Annotated in this window: 16 protein-coding genes and 1 pseudogene; all 17 read right to left on the reverse strand. The window is 32.9% G+C overall.

What is annotated here, in order from left to right; translation table 11 throughout:
• Window positions 1-19: 19 nt before the first annotated feature.
• On the reverse strand, window positions 20-1,126 hold the full coding sequence (locus CLORY_RS10130) for a helix-turn-helix domain-containing protein (RefSeq protein WP_079423882.1): 1,107 nt from the start codon (window positions 1,124-1,126) through the stop codon (window positions 20-22).
• Between the two features lie 103 nt (window positions 1,127-1,229).
• On the reverse strand, window positions 1,230-1,925 hold the full coding sequence (locus CLORY_RS10135; protein ID WP_079423884.1) for a DNA alkylation repair protein: 696 nt from the start codon (window positions 1,923-1,925) through the stop codon (window positions 1,230-1,232).
• Window positions 1,926-1,927: 2 nt separating this feature from the next.
• Window positions 1,928-2,400, reverse strand: a pseudogene (locus CLORY_RS10140) (methylated-DNA--[protein]-cysteine S-methyltransferase).
• A 23-nt stretch (window positions 2,401-2,423) separates the two neighbouring features.
• Window positions 2,424-3,359 (reverse strand): carbon-nitrogen hydrolase family protein, encoded by a 936-nt coding sequence (locus tag CLORY_RS10145; protein WP_079423885.1) that lies wholly within the window; start codon window positions 3,357-3,359, stop codon window positions 2,424-2,426.
• A 148-nt stretch (window positions 3,360-3,507) separates the two neighbouring features.
• On the reverse strand, window positions 3,508-4,206 hold the full coding sequence (locus tag CLORY_RS10150; protein WP_079423887.1) for a response regulator: 699 nt from the start codon (window positions 4,204-4,206) through the stop codon (window positions 3,508-3,510).
• Window positions 4,199-6,919: a sensor histidine kinase gene (locus tag CLORY_RS10155; RefSeq protein ID WP_207652194.1), complete on the reverse strand. Its 2,721-nt coding sequence runs from the start codon at window positions 6,917-6,919 to the stop codon at window positions 4,199-4,201. Before CLORY_RS10155 ends, CLORY_RS10150 begins: the two co-directional genes overlap by 8 nt.
• Before the next feature lie 291 nt (window positions 6,920-7,210).
• Window positions 7,211-7,840 (reverse strand): K(+)-transporting ATPase subunit C, encoded by a 630-nt coding sequence (locus CLORY_RS10160; RefSeq protein ID WP_242954390.1) that lies wholly within the window; start codon window positions 7,838-7,840, stop codon window positions 7,211-7,213.
• 24 nt (window positions 7,841-7,864) lie between these two features.
• Window positions 7,865-9,928 carry a potassium-transporting ATPase subunit KdpB gene (gene kdpB, locus CLORY_RS10165; RefSeq protein ID WP_079423891.1) on the reverse strand — a complete coding sequence of 688 codons (2,064 nt, stop codon included), beginning with the start codon at window positions 9,926-9,928 and terminating at the stop codon, window positions 7,865-7,867.
• Window positions 9,929-9,970: 42 nt separating this feature from the next.
• The gene (gene kdpA / locus CLORY_RS10170) at window positions 9,971-11,653 is read right to left on the reverse strand and encodes a potassium-transporting ATPase subunit KdpA (RefSeq protein ID WP_079423894.1); all 1,683 of its coding nucleotides are present in this window, start codon (window positions 11,651-11,653) and stop codon (window positions 9,971-9,973) included.
• Window positions 11,654-11,672: 19 nt separating this feature from the next.
• Window positions 11,673-11,750, reverse strand: coding sequence for a K(+)-transporting ATPase subunit F (gene kdpF, locus CLORY_RS24205; protein ID WP_079423940.1), 78 nt, complete (start codon window positions 11,748-11,750; stop codon window positions 11,673-11,675).
• 387 nt (window positions 11,751-12,137) lie between these two features.
• Window positions 12,138-12,326: a ferredoxin gene (locus CLORY_RS10180; RefSeq protein ID WP_079423896.1), complete on the reverse strand. Its 189-nt coding sequence runs from the start codon at window positions 12,324-12,326 to the stop codon at window positions 12,138-12,140.
• Window positions 12,327-12,412: 86 nt separating this feature from the next.
• On the reverse strand, window positions 12,413-12,904 hold the full coding sequence (locus tag CLORY_RS10185; RefSeq protein WP_079423898.1) for a flavodoxin family protein: 492 nt from the start codon (window positions 12,902-12,904) through the stop codon (window positions 12,413-12,415).
• Window positions 12,905-13,258: 354 nt separating this feature from the next.
• Window positions 13,259-13,897 carry an LbetaH domain-containing protein gene (locus CLORY_RS10190; RefSeq protein WP_207652193.1) on the reverse strand — a complete coding sequence of 213 codons (639 nt, stop codon included), beginning with the start codon at window positions 13,895-13,897 and terminating at the stop codon, window positions 13,259-13,261.
• A gap of 152 nt (window positions 13,898-14,049) precedes the next feature.
• Window positions 14,050-14,988, reverse strand: a complete 939-nt coding sequence (locus tag CLORY_RS10195) for a sugar kinase (protein WP_079423900.1) — start codon at window positions 14,986-14,988, stop codon at window positions 14,050-14,052.
• Window positions 14,989-15,018: 30 nt separating this feature from the next.
• Window positions 15,019-15,657: a bifunctional 2-keto-4-hydroxyglutarate aldolase/2-keto-3-deoxy-6-phosphogluconate aldolase gene (locus CLORY_RS10200; protein ID WP_079423902.1), complete on the reverse strand. Its 639-nt coding sequence runs from the start codon at window positions 15,655-15,657 to the stop codon at window positions 15,019-15,021.
• 299 nt (window positions 15,658-15,956) lie between these two features.
• A complete protein-coding gene (locus CLORY_RS10205) occupies window positions 15,957-18,269 on the reverse strand; it encodes a beta-galactosidase (RefSeq protein WP_079423904.1) in 2,313 nt (770 codons plus the stop codon).
• Window positions 18,270-18,350: 81 nt separating this feature from the next.
• On the reverse strand, window positions 18,351-19,121 hold the full coding sequence (locus CLORY_RS10210) for an IclR family transcriptional regulator (protein ID WP_079423906.1): 771 nt from the start codon (window positions 19,119-19,121) through the stop codon (window positions 18,351-18,353).
• Window positions 19,122-19,319 lie beyond the last annotated feature (198 nt).

The raw sequence follows: 19,319 nt of genomic DNA on the forward strand, positions 1-19,319 counted from the left end.
AGAGCAAGTCCATTCTATTTTACCTTAAATGTTTTTCTTTCAAATCGTTTATTTCACTAAGGATTCTTTTAAAATCTTCTCTTTCACGTATAACATCAAAAATAGGCTCTTCAAAGATTTTAAGCAGATTATCATATAGATTCATTGTTATAGTTCTTTTACTTACTGGTATATAATTAAAAAAAGAACACGATTTAAATTCTCCAGGTTCGTTGATATCACGATGTCTCATATCTTCTATCATGTTATTAAGCATTTCCATACTTTTTTCAGTTTCATTAAATAATAAATATGACCTTCCAAAATGAAGATATTCATTATATAAACTTAGCCCTTCTCCCTTTTCATCATTTATAGTCTTCTTAATATTAATCATAAGATTAAAATACTGCTCGACCTTTGATAAATCCTTCTCCTCTTTCGCATAAGACTTAGCTAAGGACATGCAAGCTAGCGTTATATCAAATGTACATTTGTATAATTTGCTTTGAAGTATCTCTCTGGCCTTTTTAAGCTCATTTTTTTCTATATAAATACTTGCTAGCAAATCATTAGGGTCAACACTACTTTTATGAATTTTATTAAGTGCTTCTATTGCTTTATCTTGCTCGTCCATCTGAGGATAAAGTGCTCCAAGCTGAAATAATGCTGCTTCAACCAAATCTTCTCTGCTGCAATTTTCTACTACCTCTTCGAATAGCTTAATCGCAAATGCTATCATATTTCTAGTGTCTTCCTCATCATTAGTTTTCCAGGAATACATAACAAATAGAAAGCCAGTTCTAAATTTCAAATAATAACTATTAGGATATTTCTTTAAATATTCTTTACTTGTTTTTACAGCTTCTTCTATGCTGCCACCGCTGAAAATTGCTTCGCATTTAGCATATATACTCATTACTTCTTCATCTGAAAGTTCAGCTTTATAATTCATCAGTTTATCTATTGAAACATTGAACAATGAAGCCAGCACAGGCAGTAAAGTTATATCCGGGTAGGAAATGCCGCTCTCCCACTTTGATACCGCTGCCGTAGATACCCCAATAAAGCTGCCTAATTGGTCTTGAGTAAATCCCTTCTCTTTTCTAAGTCTAAAGATAGTTTCACCTATGGACAATTTATCCATTTTACCACTCCATCTCATTAAATTCTCAAGGGCCCTATAGTCATAGTATAAACTAATCTGCCCTATTTACCAATGGATTCGTAGTTGAATGTTTTCTAGAAATTTAACTTCTGGTTAAATTTCGTTTCATTCTGCCAATAAGCGTCTTTGTATCTTTATCAACTTGAAAGGACTCGATTATCTTCTGAAGAGACTTATTATATGTAAAATCGTCCAGTGAATTATTTTTAAGATACTCCATAGTTTTTTCTGGGAATTTAACATAACAAATGGATACAGCCCAAGCCACTGCCATCTTAACATAGTATCCTTCATGTTTAATTCCATCTACTATCTGAAGTACTCTATCAATATATTCATCTTCAATAAAATAAAAGATCATCATCACAATAGCAAATCGCAGCCTAAAGTCTTCTTTTGAATTAATATAGGTCTCTAAATATTCCCATACACATTCTCTACTCTTTTTCACAAATTTTAAACCACTGCAAAAACTATCACATACAGACCAATTATCTATTTTAGGTACAAAATAAGTAATAAGCTTCAACCGCTCTTCTATTTCTACATCAATATATCCTATAACCATTCCCTGCAGCATAATTTCTTCAAAATAATCGTTCTGCGCAGATTTGAGATATTCTTTCCATTTGCCTTTAGCTATGCTTTTTGCTATTTTTCTTAAAGCAGGCAGTCTTACCCCGATAATATTTTTATTATCAGGGCACAACTTCATTTGAAATGTCTTATATTTTTCATCACATAGATTAAAAAGAGAAATTCTTATATCGTCGTTCATATCTATTTTACCTTCAACTTTACATTTTCTATTTCCAGTAATCGCTTTTTTATATGAAGGCCTCCACCATAGCCTACCAATTTACCATCAGCTCCAATTACCCTATGACAAGGAATAAATATAGGTATCGGATTCCTGTTGTTAGCCATACCAATAGCTCTGCATGCTTTAATATTTCCAACTTTTTCTGCTATATCTTTATAACTACAGGTTGTACCATAAGGTATCTGCTGTAAAGCCTTCCAGACTTTAAGTTGAAACTCAGTACCCTGTGGAGTCAGCGGCAAATCGAATATCTTTCTCCGACCTTCAAAATATTGTTGAAGCTGTTCATATGCAGCTTTGATTAAATCCGATTCTTGGAAATTACAATCTCGTATATTTTTTTCCCAAAACAAAGTTCTGTAATTGCTTCATTACTTTCAAACAATCCTATTGTACCTATTTCTGTTTCATAATAATAAAAATTATCCATAATTTCTCCTAGCAATATTTACTTTATTTATAGTTGTTTAAATAATAAGTTTTAGTAACATCATTATAATACTTTTCACAAAATGGGTTAACCTTTTCCCATAGTCGCAAATATACAGGCGGCAAATTTGGTATCCAATAATTTTCCCCGTTGTATTCATTTATTTTATCTGATTGCGAATTAATATTTATTTCTGCTGTTATAATACCACCATCTTCATTAAACAATTTTCTATCAATTACATCGCCTTTTTCATTAATAATTTGAGTAGCTCCTACTATTGTGCGGGTTTGTCTTTTTTGTCCCTTAAAGAAGGCTAACCCCTCGAACACGGCGTGATGGCTTGCATGAATAACAGGCACACCAAATATCTTGGAAAGTTTTATAGGCGCATTTACTGCCAACTCATGATGATAATCAGAAAGTGCCTGCAGTTCTTCAGGATCATCTTCACAAAATCCCCACCAACAGGAACAAGTTAATAATAAATCTACTTTTCCAATCATACGTTTAACTGTATCTGTTCGAAGCTGCTCCCAGCACATCGCAACACCTATGTTTCCAATAGGAGTTTGGAAAACACTATCTCTATCTCCATAGGTATAACAAAAATGCTCATATACAGTGGGTATATCTTTGCTATGCGTATAGATTTGGCCACTTGGAAAAGTTAAGCTAAATGTGTTAAGTCCCTCTTTTCCATTAAACCAAATATATGATCCGCCTATGATTATATCATATTTTTTTGCCCACATACTCAGCTTAATCTGTGGATTTTCATATTTAAGTACTGCTTCCGGTATTTTAGGAGTAAATGCAAAGCCCGTTGAAAAAAACTCTGGCAAAACAACTATTTCTGCTCCTTTTTCTTTTGCTTTTTTTATTTCATTCTCTGCTATATTCATATTATGATCTACATCTGCTAAAACTGAATTCATATGAACTGCTGATATTTTCATTGCAACATCTCCTTAATAAATTATTAATTCCACTCTTACAAGAATAGACCAGTCTGTCTATTATGTCAATAACTTCTAATAAAAATTAGGGCTATCTTCTGCTAAAAAGATTTGCCCTATCGTCTCTACAATAATCTATTTACTTTAATTATTCATCTACCAGCCTATATCCAACTCCCACCTCAGTATAGATATACTCAGGCTGTGCAGGGTTTTTCTCTATCTTTCTTCGTAAACTTGCCATAAAAACTCTAAGTGATTGAGTTTCATTTCCTACAGCAGCTCCCCAAATTTCTTTAATAATAAAATTATGAGTCAACACTTTTCCAGGATATTTGCAAAGCAATGCCATTATTTTATATTCCATAGGAGTAAGATGTATCTGTTCGTTATCTATAACTACCTGCCTTTTGCTAAAATCGATGCTTAATCTTTTGACCTTGAAAACATCAACATTTTCCGAAAGGCCTTCACTTTTTATAGCATGTCGCAAAGACACTCTAATTCTTGCTAACAACTCTCCAATACCAAAAGGTTTAGTTAAGTAATCATCAGCACCTTTGTCCAATGCTTCTACCTTTTGCCTCTCATTTTCTCTTGCTGAAACAATTATTATAGGAAGGTTTGACCATTCCCTAACTTTAATAATAACTTCTATACCATCAATATCAGGAAGTCCCAAATCTAAAATCATTAAATCCGGTCTATGAGACATAGAAAGAGCAATAGCTTCAGCTCCTTTATCTGTTTCAATATACTTGAAGCCCTGAACTTCTAAAGATGCAGTAATAAAATTTCTTATTGGCTTATCATCTTCTACCACAAGAATACATGGTTTATTATCCATCCCCATTTTCCTCCTTACCCTTTGGAATATTAAATTTAAAAATAGCTCCTCCATGCTTTTTATTGTAAGCTTCAATACTTCCGCCATGAGCTTCTACAATAGATTTACATATGGCAAGTCCTAGTCCAACACCACGCCTGGAATCAGATATTTTACTGCCATTAGTAAAAAAACTATCAAATATATGAGGTAATATCTCATCTGATATACCAATACCTTCATCTATAACTTCAAAGAAAATATTTTCGTCTTTTTCATAAGCTTTTACTTCTATTAAAGAGTTTTGAGGTGAGAATTTCAATGAATTATCAATAAGATTTATTATCACTTGCTCAATCAAGCTTCCATCCATGGGTGCCATTATTACATTTTCAGGAACTGTAACTTTAATTTTATGATCTTTAAATCGTTTTGTAGTTCTCTGTACAGCTTCATATACTACCTCTTCTACCAATTCAACATTTTTATTTACTTTCACTTTACCTTCTTCAAACCTTGTCATACTAAGTAAATTCTCTACCAACCTTATAAGCCATTCCGTATCATCATATATACCTTGAAGCAATTGATTCCTTGTCTCTTGAGTAATTAAACATCCGTTTTCAATAATCGTTGTTACTGCACCTTTTATTCCAGCTAGCGGGCTTCTTAAATCGTGAGAAATTGAGCGTAGCAAATTACTCCTTAATCTTTCACTCTCTATTTCCATCTTAGAATTCTTCTCAATTTCAGAAAGCACTTCTCTATCTAAGGCAATAGAAATTTGACTTGCTACCGTTTCAAAAATAAACTTTTGCTCAGGTAAAAGTATTCCATCAACACATGAAATTCCTATAACTCCTAATATTTTACCCTGACGTTTTAGTGGCATATAATACCCTTTAGCAGCATAAAATGTATTTGTACCAGCACCAGCTTCTTTTCCATTGAGTAAAGTCCAATATGCAACTGCTTCTTCATCACGGCTAAACAAAGTACTATCTTTTTTGTCTTTATCCTTATAATAAACAAATGGTGTAGATAGCTTGTCCTCATTTAACAGATAACAAACCACTGTCTTTTCTAAAAGCCTTGATATATATTTTATACCAATACTTACAACATCTGAAGTACTATTAGCACTTAATAATTTTCTACTCACTCTATATAGAATCTGAGTTCTACTCTCTCTGGCAAGAGAATTATTAGCCTCCCTTTGCAATTTGCTAGTAAGGGTTCCCATTATAAATGCTACGATTAACATAATTGGAAATGTTGCCAAATAACTTTTATCATAAATTCTAAGCGAATATCTAGGGGCTGTGAAAAAATAATTAAATAGCAACACGCTAATTATAGAGTATATAAACCCTAACATATATCCAGTAGTTTTTATATATATAATCATAATACTCAATATGAAGACCATAATAACATTTGCTTCTCTGAATTTCAAATAATAATCTAAAAATAATGCAATTAAAGTAGCTATAAACATTATTACCGAGGCAATAAGAACATCCTTCATTGATATTTTAAAAATACCTTTACGTATCTTTGAATGCTTGCGAAGCTTTTTATTATACGCCGAATTTGGAATAACATAAACATCTATATAAGAATTTGAATCCATAAGTTTATCAACTATATCTCTCGCATAAAACCTGAAAAAGTTCATCGCATTATTATGATTTTTACCTATTATTATTTTTGTCACATTTCTAAATTTAGCATATTGAATTATTTGTTCAACCACATCATCTCCATATATAGTAACATTCTCTCCTCCCAGCTGCTCCGCTAATGTAAAGTTAGCATTCAGCCTTTCTTTATCATCTTTACTTAAGTTTTCAGATTCCGTAGTTTCAACATAAAGCACTATCAACTTAGAATGATGTGCCTCGGCCATTCTTGCCGCTGTACGAATTACTCTTGACGATGAAGGTGAAGTTGAAATGCATGCTAATATAGGATCAGAGGTAGGTACTACTGTTATTTGCCCCTTAGCTCGTCTGGCACTTTCCACCTCGTAATTTACTCTATCAGCCGTTCTTCTTAATGCAATTTCCCTAAGCGCGAACAAATTCTTTTTTGTAAAAAAATTATTAAAGGCTCTTTTGGTCTGCTCCTTGCTATATATCTTGCCATCACTAAATCTTTTTAAAAGTTCATCTGGCTCAATATCTATAAGTTCAACTTTGTCTGCCTCATCAAATATTTTATCTGGTACTGTCTCCCTTACTGAAATATGAGTTATACTTTCAACAATATCATTTAAGCTTTCAATGTGTTGGACATTCAGTGTAGTGTACACATCAATACCAGCCTGTAATAGTTCCTCTACATCCTGCCATCTTTTTCTATGTCTTTTTGATTTAGCGTTAGTATGCGCAAATTCATCTACCAATATTATTTCAGGTTTCCTTTTTAATGCTTTATCTAAATCAAATTCTCTTAGACATATTCCTCTGTATTCTATAATTTTGGGCCCTATATTTTCAAGTCCTCGAACCAATGCCATAGTTTCTGGTCTTGCATGTGGCTCTATATATCCGATAACTACGTCCTTCCCCAGTTTCTTCATATCATGAGCTTCCATAAGCATTTCATAGCTTTTACCAACTCCGGCGGCATAACCAAAGAATATCTTTAATTTTCCACTTCGTGATTTACTATCCTCCTTATTTATCTGGTATAAAAGATAATTAGGATCTGGTCTACTATTAATTTCTATTTCAATCACTCCTTGATTGATTAAGTTCATTTTTGATACAGCATAAACTCACATTTTTGAATAACAAACTACAATTATATAATAACTTTTGCCGTAAACAGAGCAATAAGTGGCACTTTATTTATAGTATACTACTCTTTTACATAAATGTAGAATTTACGATTAGAAGATTGCTTTACAAAACCCAGCAATAACAAAAATTATAACTGCCATAGCTAACAATACCAATGATATCTTCTTCATAGCAAATCTCCTTAAATCTATAAAATTTTAATTTTATATGCAGTAACACTATCTTTTGCTCATAATTGAAGATATCTCAAGGTTAACTTTCAGCACGTTTACTCTAGGTTGTCCAAATATGCCAAGCGATCTTCCTTCCGTATATTTATCTACTATACTCTTAAGTTTTTCTTCACTTATACCAGATGCTTTTGAAACTGATGGTATCTGAATTTTTGCAGCTTCAGGACTTATATTAGGATCTAGGCCTGACCCCGAACTAGTTAGTAAATCTGTAGGGATATTCTCTTTTTTAACCCCAGGATGAGTTTTTAAAAATTCCTTTATATCCTTTTGTACTCTTTTTTGAAGTTCCTTATTAGAAGGTGCTAAATTTTGTGAACCTGATGCTACTCCACCATAAGATTTATTTTTATCTTTACTTTCATAGGTGTTATAATTTACTGATGAAACTCTTCCTCTAAAAAATTCTGGTCTTGTAAAATTCTGGCCAATAAGCTGTGAACCAACTTTTTTCCCCTTTGCTATAACCATACTTCCATTTGCTTTTTTATTAAAAACAAGCTGACTTATGCCTGTCATCGTTATTGGATAGATTACTCCGCATAATAACATAAGAACTACACTTATAATAAATGCCTTTTTCATAATATCTACATACATCTTTTTTACCTGCATAAACAAATCTTCCTTTCCCATACTCTAAGCTAAATTAAGAATTCTAACTAATGGAGTAATAACCAAGTCTATAATTTTTATTCCTATAAAAGGCACAAGAATACCGCCAAGTCCAAAAACAAGCATATTTTTCAAAAGCAGTGCTTCCGATTTCATAGGTTTGTATTTTACACCCTTCATAGCAATAGGTATAAGCAATGGTATTATTACAGCGTTAAATATAAGTGCAGAAAGTATTGCACTATATGGAGTTGAAAGTTTCATTACGTTCATAACCTGCATTTGTGGTATAGCAGCAGTAAAAACTGCTGGTATTATAGCAAAATACTTAGCCACATCATTTGCTATACTGAAAGTTGTTAATGCTCCTCTTGTTATAAGCAGCTGCTTTCCTATCTCAACAACTTCCAGGATCTTTGTAGGATCAGAATCTAAATCTACCATATTAGCAGCTTCTTTTGCAGCTGTAGTTCCACTGTTCATAGCAAGTCCTACATCCGCCTGTGCCAATGCTGGAGCATCATTAGTTCCATCACCTGTCATTGCTACTATTTTGCCTTCTGATTGCTCTTTTTTTATAGCTTTTATCTTATCCTCTGGCTTACATTCAGCTATAAATCCATCAACCCCAGCTTCTTTAGCTATTGTAGCAGCAGTCAAAGGATTATCGCCTGTACACATTATTGTCTTAATACCAATTTCTCTTAGGCGCTGGAATCGCTCTACTAAACCTGGCTTAACTGTATCTTTTAAATAGATCACACCATATATCTTATTATCAACACATACCACTAACGGGGTTCCTCCCAGTTTAGCTACTTTATTTGCGATTTTTTCTAAATCTATTGGTATATTTCCATTCATCACTTTTACTCTTTTAGTTATTGCATCATAGGAACCCTTTCTTATTGTACTTCCATCTTTTAAATCTACCCCGCTCATTCTTGTTTGAGCGGTAAATTCAATAAAATTCAGATTCTTATATTGTTCAATTTCCACTGTTGTTCCAAGTTTAGTTCCAAGTTCTACAATTGATTTTCCTTCGGGAGTATCATCTTTCAATGAAGAAATGACAGCATAATTTATTAGATCCAATGTATCTGCTTTACCTACAGTAATAAAATCAGCAGCTAATCTATTACCAAAAGTTATCGTACCCGTTTTATCAAGTATCATTGTATCCACGTCTCCACAGGCTTCAACTGCTTTTCCCGACATAGCTATAACATTAAATCTAGTCACTCTATCCATACCAGCAATACCTATAGCTGATAGCAAACCGCCTATAGTCGTCGGAATAAGACACACTAAAAGTGCAATAAGTGTAGATGTCTGTATTTTTACATGTGAATAAACAGCCATTGGATATAATGTGACTATTACAATTAAAAATATTAAAGTTAAACTTACCAACAGAGTGTTAAGAGCAATTTCATTTGGTGTTTTCTGTCTTGAAGCTCCTTCTACAAGGGATATCATTTTATCAAGAAATGATTTTCCTGGTGTAGCTGTTATTTTAACCCTCAGCCAGTCACTAACAACCTTCGTTCCTCCAGTAACAGAAGCAAAATCACCACCGCTTTCTTTCATCACTGGAGCCGATTCACCAGTGATAGCCGATTCGTCCACAGATGCTATTCCTTCTATAACCTCACCATCATTAGGAATTATATCCCCATTTTCAACTAATACCACATCGCCTTTTTTTAGCTTATTAGCATTTATCGTTTCAATATTTCCATTTGAATCCAATAGTTTAGCTATAGTATCCTTACGAGTCTTCTTTAAACTTTCTGCCTGTGCTTTACCTCTCCCTTCAGCTACAGCCTCCGCAAAATTAGCAAAAAGCACTGTAATAAATAAAATAACTCCAACTATCAGATTATAAATTCTTAAATTATTTCCTTTATCACCAAATATGTCAGGTATAAATGTAAGCATTAAAGATATTAAGAAACCAATCTCTACTACAAACATTACAGGATTTTTTATCATATATTTAGGATTTAATTTTTTAAAAGCTTCAAAAATAGAATTTCTTAAGATCTCTTTTGTAATAAATTTAGATTTATTTTTATTATCACTCATGATATCATTCTCCTTGCTCAATTATTGCATGCTAATACAAAGTCAGTGCCATAACGTCAAATGTTCAGCGATAGGTCCAAGGGCTAATGCCGGCAAAAATGTCAAGGCTCCTATTATAAGTACTATAAAAACTAAAGTTATTGTGAACATAGCATTGTCTGTCCTAAATGTACCATTGCTTACCGGTATAGCTCTTTTGGATGCCAGTGAACCTGCAACTGCTAAAAGTAAAGCTATTGATAAATATCTGCCATAGAACATTACTACCCCAGCAGCAGTATTCCAGAACATAGTATTGTCACCTAGTCCTTCAAAGCCTGAACCATTGTTTGCAGCGGAAGATGCAAATTGATATACTACCTGCGATAATCCATGAAATCCATGATTTGATATACCCGCTAAACCTTGTGGTACTATTAATGCTAATGCTGAAAACATCAATATTAGAAATGGATGAATAATTATAGCAAGTGCTACAAGCTTAATTTCATTTCCCTCTATTTTTTTAGATAGAAATTCCGGAGTTCTTCCTACCATGAGACCGCATAGGAAAACTGTAAGTATTGCATACATAATCATGTTTATAAAACCTACACCTTCTCCTCCAAACACTACGTTTAACATCATATTTATAAGTGGAACTACACCGCCTAAAGGTGTTAACGAATCATGCATATTGTTAACTGACCCCGTTGTAAAAGCTGTAGTTACAGTAGTAAACAAAGCTGACTGTCCTATACCAAACCTTACTTCCTTGCCCTCCATGTTTCCCATTAGCTGATTTAACCCTATATGAGCCAAGGCCGGGTTGCCTGCTTTTTCTGAAAAATAGCATAGTGGAAGACCTATAAGAAACAATATGGACATAGCCGCAAATATTGCCCATCCCTGTTTTTTATTCTTAAGCATCAATCCAAATGTAAAAACCAATGATCCTGGTATAAGCATCATGGATAATAATTCTATTAAATTAGAAATTGGTGTAGGATTCTCAAAAGGATGTGATGAATTTGCACCAAAAAATCCTCCGCCATTAGTTCCTAAGTGTTTTATCGATTCAAGTGCTGCTACAGGTCCCAAAGCTATATCCTGCATTTTCCCTTCTATGGTAGTCACCGTCTGAGTACCTGATAAAGTTTGAGGTACCCCCTGACTTACCAAAATCATTCCTACTACTATTGAAAGTGGTAATAAAACTCTAGTTATAACTCTAGTTAAATCAACGAAAAAATTGCCCACTGTCTTTTTATTTCCAATTATGCCTCTCATAAAAGCCAAAGCTGCAGAAACGCCAGTAGCACCTGAGGTAAACATCATAAAGATTATCACTATCATTTGACTTAAATGAGAAAGTCCTGATTCACCGCTATAATCCTGCAAATTAGTATTAGTCATAAAACTAATGATTGTATTAAAAGATAGGCTTTCTTCCATCCCGCCTATTTTATTTGGATTTAATAAATGTATACTTTGTATTCTCAAAATTATATAACCAAGAAGTACCATAACAGCATTTACTGCAATTAAAGAAAATACATACTGTTTCCAATTCATTTCTTGATCTTTATTTATTCCACAGATTTTATAGATAAAACCATCAACTTTATTGAAAAAAACATCCCCAAACATCTTTTTTCCAGAAGCTACATGATATAAATATCTTCCTACCGTAACCACCAGCAGCATAAATAATATTAAAGTTATTATTATCTGTAACCATTCCATTTATTTTTCCCCCATGTCTCTAAAATTTTTCTGGATTAAACAAAACATAGCATAAATATATAAATAAAAGAGCTATGATTGAAACAAGAATCCACATTTTTATTCCCCCATATCAATTACTTTTTTACAATTTGCTTTTCGCACCATTTTGTAAATAAAACTATTGATAAGAAACCAAAACAAAGTGATGCTATAAAAATCATATCTAACATGTTTCTATCCCCCATTACTTATTTTTATATTTCATATGATAGCATCAATAATATAAAGACTGTGTTAAAACTACTTTGAAATGTATAAAGATTGTATAAAGATTAAGGACAGGTTTACACCGCCTGTCCTTAATCTTTATATTTTATTGTTCTATGTTTGAGAACTGATATATATTCACACTTTAATTTATTGCAGCATTGCTTACAGATAATATTCTTTGAAATGATTTGTAAAGTATAAAAGAGACTGCAACTGCAATCTCTTTTATACTCTATTTTACTGTAATTGCCGAAACTGGACATCCTTCTTCTGCCTCTTTAGCTGAGTCTAATATCTCATCAGGTATTTCCTCATCTTTTGCAACTGCTTTTCCGTCATCATCCATTTCAAATATCTCTGAACATATTGTCGGGCATAGTCCACAGCTAATGCATGTATCTTTGTCAACAACAGCTTTCATAAAATCCCTCCGTATTCATATTTTTTAATTCTCACAGCATTATTATCTGCTTTTTTACTAAAAAATATTTTCAAAATATTAATTCATTATTTTTGCGATTTACCTACAATACTTTGTGCCCAAGCAGTTACCTTACTAGCAGCTGCTTGTTTATCATTAGTTAATGGATCTTTAAAACCTATTTCACTTACAACTTCATTATCTACTAATACATTTTTAAAACTATTGAATATTTTTCCTTCATTTCCTCCATAGCAAGCAAATAGCGCTATTTTCTTATTTTTTATCGTCACTTGCTTAAAAAAGCTGTTAAAAACCGGTGCATATGTCGCTGCCCATACAGGTGATCCAATAAATATAAAATCATAATCTAAAGGATTCTTATCGATATTGTTTAGTTCAGGTTTTTCTTTAAATAATACTTGTTTTCCTCCCCAGAAATATCTAGCAAATCCATTTGGAGATATGTCTTTCTTAGGTTTTAGTTCCAATATATCTCCATTTACAGCATTAGCTATACATTCTGAAATATACTTTGTATTTCCCTCAAGAGAATAATATATGACTAAGCTATTCATAATCTGTACACTCCTTTATATATAAATTATCTATTTGATATCCTATATTGGCTTTGAAATAATTTGAAAATTTCTGATAGTTTGAGAATGAGAACGATAAATAAGTTCACTTATTTCTATTCTGCTTACGTGATTTATATTCGAAAGTTTATACATCTTAATAAGACCATCAATCAATGTTTCTCCAGATTAAACCATACCTTTGTCCAAGACCTTGAAGCCAGAGTAATACACATGATTATTTCCATACATATCTCCTTAGCCGCTGTAAATTCCTTAGAATCTGTTTTGAATAAATTAAGGTGAGAGTCAACTCTAATAGCTAAGATAAGCTTACGACGATTACTCTCACCTTTAAGCCTTCATCGACTGCAAATACGAAGCGGAAAATTCTTTATTTACGTTTTGAACATCCTTTGCAAATTTCTTTTGTTCTGATGATACATCCGATAAATTATTGGCCTTTTCCTGGCTATCTATAATAGCTCCAGCTGGCACAAATTTATTTGAGGCTACTTTTACGCCTCCTGTAACTAAAGCATTGTGTCCAATATAACTATTGCTGCCTATAACTGCATTTAATACGATAGCATTAAAGCCCACAAATACATTATCTTCGATTTTACATGGTCCATGAATAATACATCCATGAGCACAGCTAACATTTTTACCTATGTATATTGAAAACTTTTCTCCATCTACACTAATTGTTTCATCTTTAAGTCCATGCATAGTAACTCCATCTTGTATATTCGTATTTTCTTCGATATAAAATGGGGTTCCTTCGTCTGCTCTTATGTTTACATTAGAAGCAACAAACACATTTTTCTGAATTCTTACATCTCCAATTATAGAAGAAAACGGTCCAACAAATACTGTATCTTCTATAGAAGGTTTTATGCTTTCTTTACTAAAGGTAGTTATGGGATTCATCCCAATATGTTTTTTCAGTTCCTTAGAGCTATTTTTATTATTATAATCTATATTCTCCATATTAAGTTTCTCCTATAAGCAAAATATTTACTATTCAATAATATATTATCACTTTTTTTATCTACATCTATTCACAATCAAAAAACAAAGAGAAACTCACTTTTTGAGTTTCTCACTTATTTATATATTTATTCAAATGTATTACAATTTTCTTAACAAGACATATATCTATTTAATTGCTCCCTTGTTGGTAAGCCATCTTTGTCTCCCTCACTCATAACAGCTAAAGAACCTATAGCATTTCCTCTTCGAACTGCTTCAGTTATCGGGAGTTTTTCTAGAAGACCGCTAATAACTCCTACAGCAAAACCATCTCCGGCTCCAACTGTATCAACCACTTTTTCTACTTTATACCCTGGAACAAAACCTGATTCCTTTCCAGTATCGTAATAAGCTCCTTCTTTCCCAGTTTTTACGACTACTACTTTTAATCCTTTATCTAAATAGAATTTCGCTATATCCTCAGCACTATTGTAGCCGGTTAATATTTTTCCCTCGCTAATGCCAGGAAGAATAATATCAGCATCCTCTGCAAAACTATTTATTGCACGTACCATTTCCTTCTCATTATTCCAGAGACTGAGCCTAAGATTAGGATCAAAAGATATACTCTTACCTTTATTTTTCATATTCTTCATAGCAAATTCAGCAAATTCCTTTACAGATTGTGACAAAGCAATTGAAATTCCTGTAACGTGCAAATGCTTAAAAGAACTAAAATATTGCTCATTGTAGTCTTCTATTGACATTGTACTACATGCAGAATATTTTCTGAAATATTCTACATGCGGATCACCCTTCAATGTCTTTGATTTAAATAAAAACCCCGTAGAATTACTGTCTATTAGTCTTACATTTGAAATATCTACACCTTCTTGTTTTAAGGTACGGATTATATAAGTTCCAAATATATCGTTTCCTAACCTGCTCACCCAACCGGATTTTAACCCTAATCTCGCTAAACCTATGGCTACATTCGTTTCTGCTCCAGCCATATTTCTCGAAAACTTTTCTACATCAATCAAATCTCCTGTTTTCTCAGCAATTAACATGCACATTGCTTCACCAAATGTAACAACATCATTAACCATTAAGATTTTCTCCTTCTTAGTAAGAAATTTTTATCTTCCTTTAATTTCTTTTATCTTTTCTATGTATTTTTTAGCCATATCAGTTATTCCAGAATAATCATCACCATTGTATAAGCCTGTGAGATTGCTTCCGGCACCTACAGCAGCCACTCCGCTATTAAACCATTTTTCAATATTATCCAGATTAACTCCACCTGTAACCATAATATTAAGCTGCGGCATTGGTGCCTTCCACGCTTTCACGATTTCGGGCTTATATGCATTTCCAGGAAAGAACTTTACAATATCCACACCTGATTTTAATGCCGTTTTCATTTCATTTATCGTCATGCAACCTGGCATATATGGTATCTGATAAAGATTGCACATTTTTGCTGAAGCTTCATCAAAGCATGGACTTACCACGAATTTTGCTCCAGCCATAATAGCTATTCTTGCGGTACATTCATCTAAAACTGTACCAGCTCCAACTACTACATCCTTATACTTATGATTTATCTCTTTAATTGCATCATCAGCTTCTGGTACAGTAAAAGTTATCTCTATGCAATTTACTCCGCCATTTATACAGGCTTCGGATATTTTAATTGCTTCTTCCTTCGAGTTTCCTCTGACAACTGCTACAATACCACTGTCTAATATTTTTCTTAATGTATTATATTTTTCCATCTTCATCCTCCTAGAATTATTGTATATAAACATACTATCTCACAAGCAAACCACTTTTTAGATCAGTATATATTAAATTATAAGTCACCGTTTCACTATGTGAAACTTGTTTTCACATAGTGGTTATACTTTTATTATAGGGAGGTATCTACTATTTTTCAATAGTGAATAACAAATTTATATCAATATATTATTTCTCATGCATAAAAATTAAAACGCTGTATGTAATTGACTAACATACAGCGTTTAACGGCTTAATCAGAATCTATTATTTTTTATTTATACACTCTGCAATTAACCTACAATTCAATTGTACATTTATATTCTGGTACTATATCCACATTCTTAATACAGCAAACACTGGTTTCGCTAAATTCGGGCGGAACGTCAAAATAAATATCATCTGTGCCCTTTAGTTCATGAATCACCAGTTTCAATTTTGAGTTTGCTAATTTACCCAAATATCTTTTTAGTCCAACTTCCAAGGTTTCTCCATTATAGAACCAATCTGCAGCCTTCTCATTTTCAATAAATAACTCTGCTGTATCACCATCAAAATTGATTAATAGAAAGTTATCATCTACGCTGTCATTAATAAATTTCTCCACATTCAGCTCATACGTTTTAATACCCTTGTCCTTCTCAATTAGTTTAGCCGAAACAGTTGGAAGAACTTTTTCAAACGTTATTTCATAGCGGCTGAATTTATCATTCTTTGCAATAAATTTTACGTCAGCTCCATTGGTACGCTTTAGCTTAATTGTATTAGGATATATAAACATATCATTTTTACATCTTCTGCTGCTCACTGTTATATCCTTCTCACTTTGAATAACATCTGACTTAGATATAATAAGATATTCCTTATCATCTTTCTTTATTTTCCATGCATTTTCTGCATTCTCACGGCTTAATGTTATTATAGTGATTTTTTCTCCTGATGCAGTTGTAATATCAATACCCTCTTTAGCATCACAATTTTCTATTTCTATAGTATACCTATTATTCTCACAGCTTATCTTATTTCCTCTGTAGGATACCAATGCTATATTTTCTGCTGATAGATTATAAACAGCTTTATTAGATGGAACTCCCCAAAATACATAAGCTTTTTCCACAGAACTTGTTATAGTGCACAGTGGTTGAACATTAGCTGAAATTAATCTTATATTACCGAGTTTCATATTAAAAGGCATAAATATATAGCTCTTGTCTGGAAGATTAACTGCCGGAATTTCAAATTTTCCTACAGGCGATTTAATTTCAAACTCCAATTCCTGTCTGCAGGCCATTTCGGCAAAGCGTTGATAATTATTTACAAAAACATAACCAGCATTTTCACCTAATCTAACAGAATATCGTAGTGTATTACTATCTTTTGCATCATTTGAGGTATCCTCTGGAATAAAACATGCAGCTGCTGCCATTCCTTCACCAAAATCTCTAGCAAACATACTTAATATCTTAAGATATCTATATTTATCCGAAATCTGGCCAAATTCTCTTATAGGTGCCTGAAAATCATAAGAAAACTCCGGAAGATCATTAAGATATCCCGTTGCCCTTGATTCCTGCAACGTTGATAGATGTCCCATGGGGTTTGTCCCACCATGATACATATAGAAGCCTAACAAATTAGCACCAGAAGCTAGTTTTGTAAAAGCTATTGCTTCTACATCTGCGGCCGATACAAGTGGTCTCCTATGCGCTGTAACCTGTATTCCTCCTCCGAGTTCAGCAGTAAAATAAGGATATTTACTAACATCATAGTCATATTCACTGGGACCTTCTTTCATCAAGTCACTGCCTATAGTAGTGTCCTTTAAGATATGGCTTATAACATATTCCTTGGGTGGATCCAGCGGTTTTGTATTTTGAGTCCAAGGAGCATCCGCATAACCTCCAAGCACTGGCAAAGTCTCACCTTCAACAACTACCCCATTTCCCCAACCTGTAGTTGTATATAGTGGTACTTCAAAGCCTATTTTGACAGCTATTTCTTTAAGTTTTCTAATATGAGCTTTTCCTTCTTTTCCGTTTAGTCCGCCGCAGTGTCCATATTCATTTTCCAACTGAATTCCTACAATCGGGCCGCCGTCCTTAAAAAACAGCCCTTTCACCTGATCATAAATCTGTGAGTATAACACTTCAACAAACTTAATATAGGTTGGATCATTAGAGCGGAGTTCTATATCCATATGCTGCAGCCAGTCCGGGAATCCACCGTTTCTACATTCACCATGACTCCAGGGGCCAATACGAAGAAACACCATAACCTCATGTTTTTTGCATAAGTCTATAAATTTGTGTAAATTCTTATTGCCCTGCCACTCAAACTGTCCCTGAAGCTCCTCATGATGAATCCATATAACATAAGTTGAAATAATATCAATACCGCCAGCTTTCATCTTTAATATGGATTCCTCCCAGAATTCCTCCGGGTACCTTGAATAATGAAATTCTCCCATAATAGGCAGCCAAGGCTTTTGATTCTTTAGCAGATATTTTTCATTTACAGACACTTCCCCATATTTAGGAGATACTCCTTGAAAATCTGGGATAGGTAAAAGTTCTCTGACTTGAAATGATTTCATATCTATAACTTTTTTCATAGTATTTTACACCTTCCTCTGTTACTTATTCAAAAGATATATCAGGTAATAAATATAGTACATTTACACTAGGTAAAATTACTATTTCCTTTGTTTTTTGTATCCTAATTCTGCTGATATTTTATCTGCATATTCCATTATCAGCTTAGCATAATAATCTATTTTTTCCTCAGTAAATGTGAATATAGACGAAGAAATACTTATAGCAGCGCAAACACTGTTACTATGATCCTTGATTACACTAGCCACGCATCTTATTCCTGTTTCAACTTCTTGATCATCAAGTGCAAATCCCTTTTCCCTAATTTCCGTAAGATTTTCTTTTAACTGGCTATAAGAAACAATGGTTTTTTCGGTAAGCTTCGTTATATCACTTTTATTCCATATTTCATTAATTTCACTTTCAGACATATAAGACATCATAGCTTTTCCAACTGCAGTACAATAAAGCGGTTTTCTCATTCCTATTCTTGAGTACATGGTTATTGACTTTTGTGGTTCAACTTTAGCAACATATACAATCTCAAATCCATCTCTAATTACTAAATGAACAACTTCATTTATTTCTTTCATCAACTCGTTAAGATATGGTCTAGCCACAGTAACCAAATCCATGCCTGCCAATTTTTTATATCCTAATTCAAATAGTTTTAATGTTAAACTATATTTGCTGTTGCTGGGATTTTGTTTTATATATCCTTTATATATTAATGTGTTTAAAAGCCTGTGAACTGTACTTTTATGTAAAGCTACCTTTTCACTTATTTCACTAATACCAAGGCCGTTCTCATAATCTGATAATACTTCTATAATGCACAATGCTCTGTCGATAGATTGAACTATTTCCTGCATATATCTGATTTCCTCTCTGTGATATAACTAAACAATTATAGTTTTTAACATATATGCGATGTAAGATCAATAAACATTCGATAATTTACCCCATATACGTCTAATTCTACGTTTTTTAGCTATAAACTCTATTTAAAAGTAAAAAACACTTCAATATATATTATACTTTTTTATAGATTTATCACAAGAATAGACACT

Origin of the sequence: Clostridium oryzae (assembly GCF_002029235.1) — a bacterium.
GTDB lineage: Bacteria > Bacillota > Clostridia > Clostridiales > Clostridiaceae > Clostridium_AE > Clostridium_AE oryzae.

Bases quoted from the DNA above. Each gene is read 5' to 3' on its own strand.
- CLORY_RS10130 (WP_079423882.1), bottom strand. From the start codon at position 1,126: ATGGATAAATTGTCCATAGGTGAAACTATCTTTAGACTTAGAAAAGAG.
- CLORY_RS10135 (WP_079423884.1), bottom strand. From the start codon at position 1,925: ATGAACGACGATATAAGAATTTCTCTTTTTAATCTATGTGATGAAAAA.
- CLORY_RS10145 (WP_079423885.1), bottom strand. From the start codon at position 3,359: ATGAAAATATCAGCAGTTCATATGAATTCAGTTTTAGCAGATGTAGAT.
- CLORY_RS10150 (WP_079423887.1), bottom strand. From the start codon at position 4,206: ATGGATAATAAACCATGTATTCTTGTGGTAGAAGATGATAAGCCAATA.
- CLORY_RS10160 (WP_242954390.1), bottom strand. From the start codon at position 7,840: ATGCAGGTAAAAAAGATGTATGTAGATATTATGAAAAAGGCATTTATT.
- kdpB (WP_079423891.1), bottom strand. From the start codon at position 9,928: ATGAGTGATAATAAAAATAAATCTAAATTTATTACAAAAGAGATCTTA.
- kdpA (WP_079423894.1), bottom strand. From the start codon at position 11,653: ATGGAATGGTTACAGATAATAATAACTTTAATATTATTTATGCTGCTG.
- kdpF (WP_079423940.1), bottom strand. From the start codon at position 11,750: ATGTGGATTCTTGTTTCAATCATAGCTCTTTTATTTATATATTTATGC.
- CLORY_RS10180 (WP_079423896.1), bottom strand. From the start codon at position 12,326: ATGAAAGCTGTTGTTGACAAAGATACATGCATTAGCTGTGGACTATGC.
- CLORY_RS10185 (WP_079423898.1), bottom strand. From the start codon at position 12,904: ATGAATAGCTTAGTCATATATTATTCTCTTGAGGGAAATACAAAGTAT.
- CLORY_RS10190 (WP_207652193.1), bottom strand. From the start codon at position 13,897: ATGGAGAATATAGATTATAATAATAAAAATAGCTCTAAGGAACTGAAA.
- CLORY_RS10195 (WP_079423900.1), bottom strand. From the start codon at position 14,988: ATGGTTAATGATGTTGTTACATTTGGTGAAGCAATGTGCATGTTAATT.
- CLORY_RS10200 (WP_079423902.1), bottom strand. From the start codon at position 15,657: ATGGAAAAATATAATACATTAAGAAAAATATTAGACAGTGGTATTGTA.
- CLORY_RS10205 (WP_079423904.1), bottom strand. From the start codon at position 18,269: ATGAAAAAAGTTATAGATATGAAATCATTTCAAGTCAGAGAACTTTTA.
- CLORY_RS10210 (WP_079423906.1), bottom strand. From the start codon at position 19,121: ATGCAGGAAATAGTTCAATCTATCGACAGAGCATTGTGCATTATAGAA.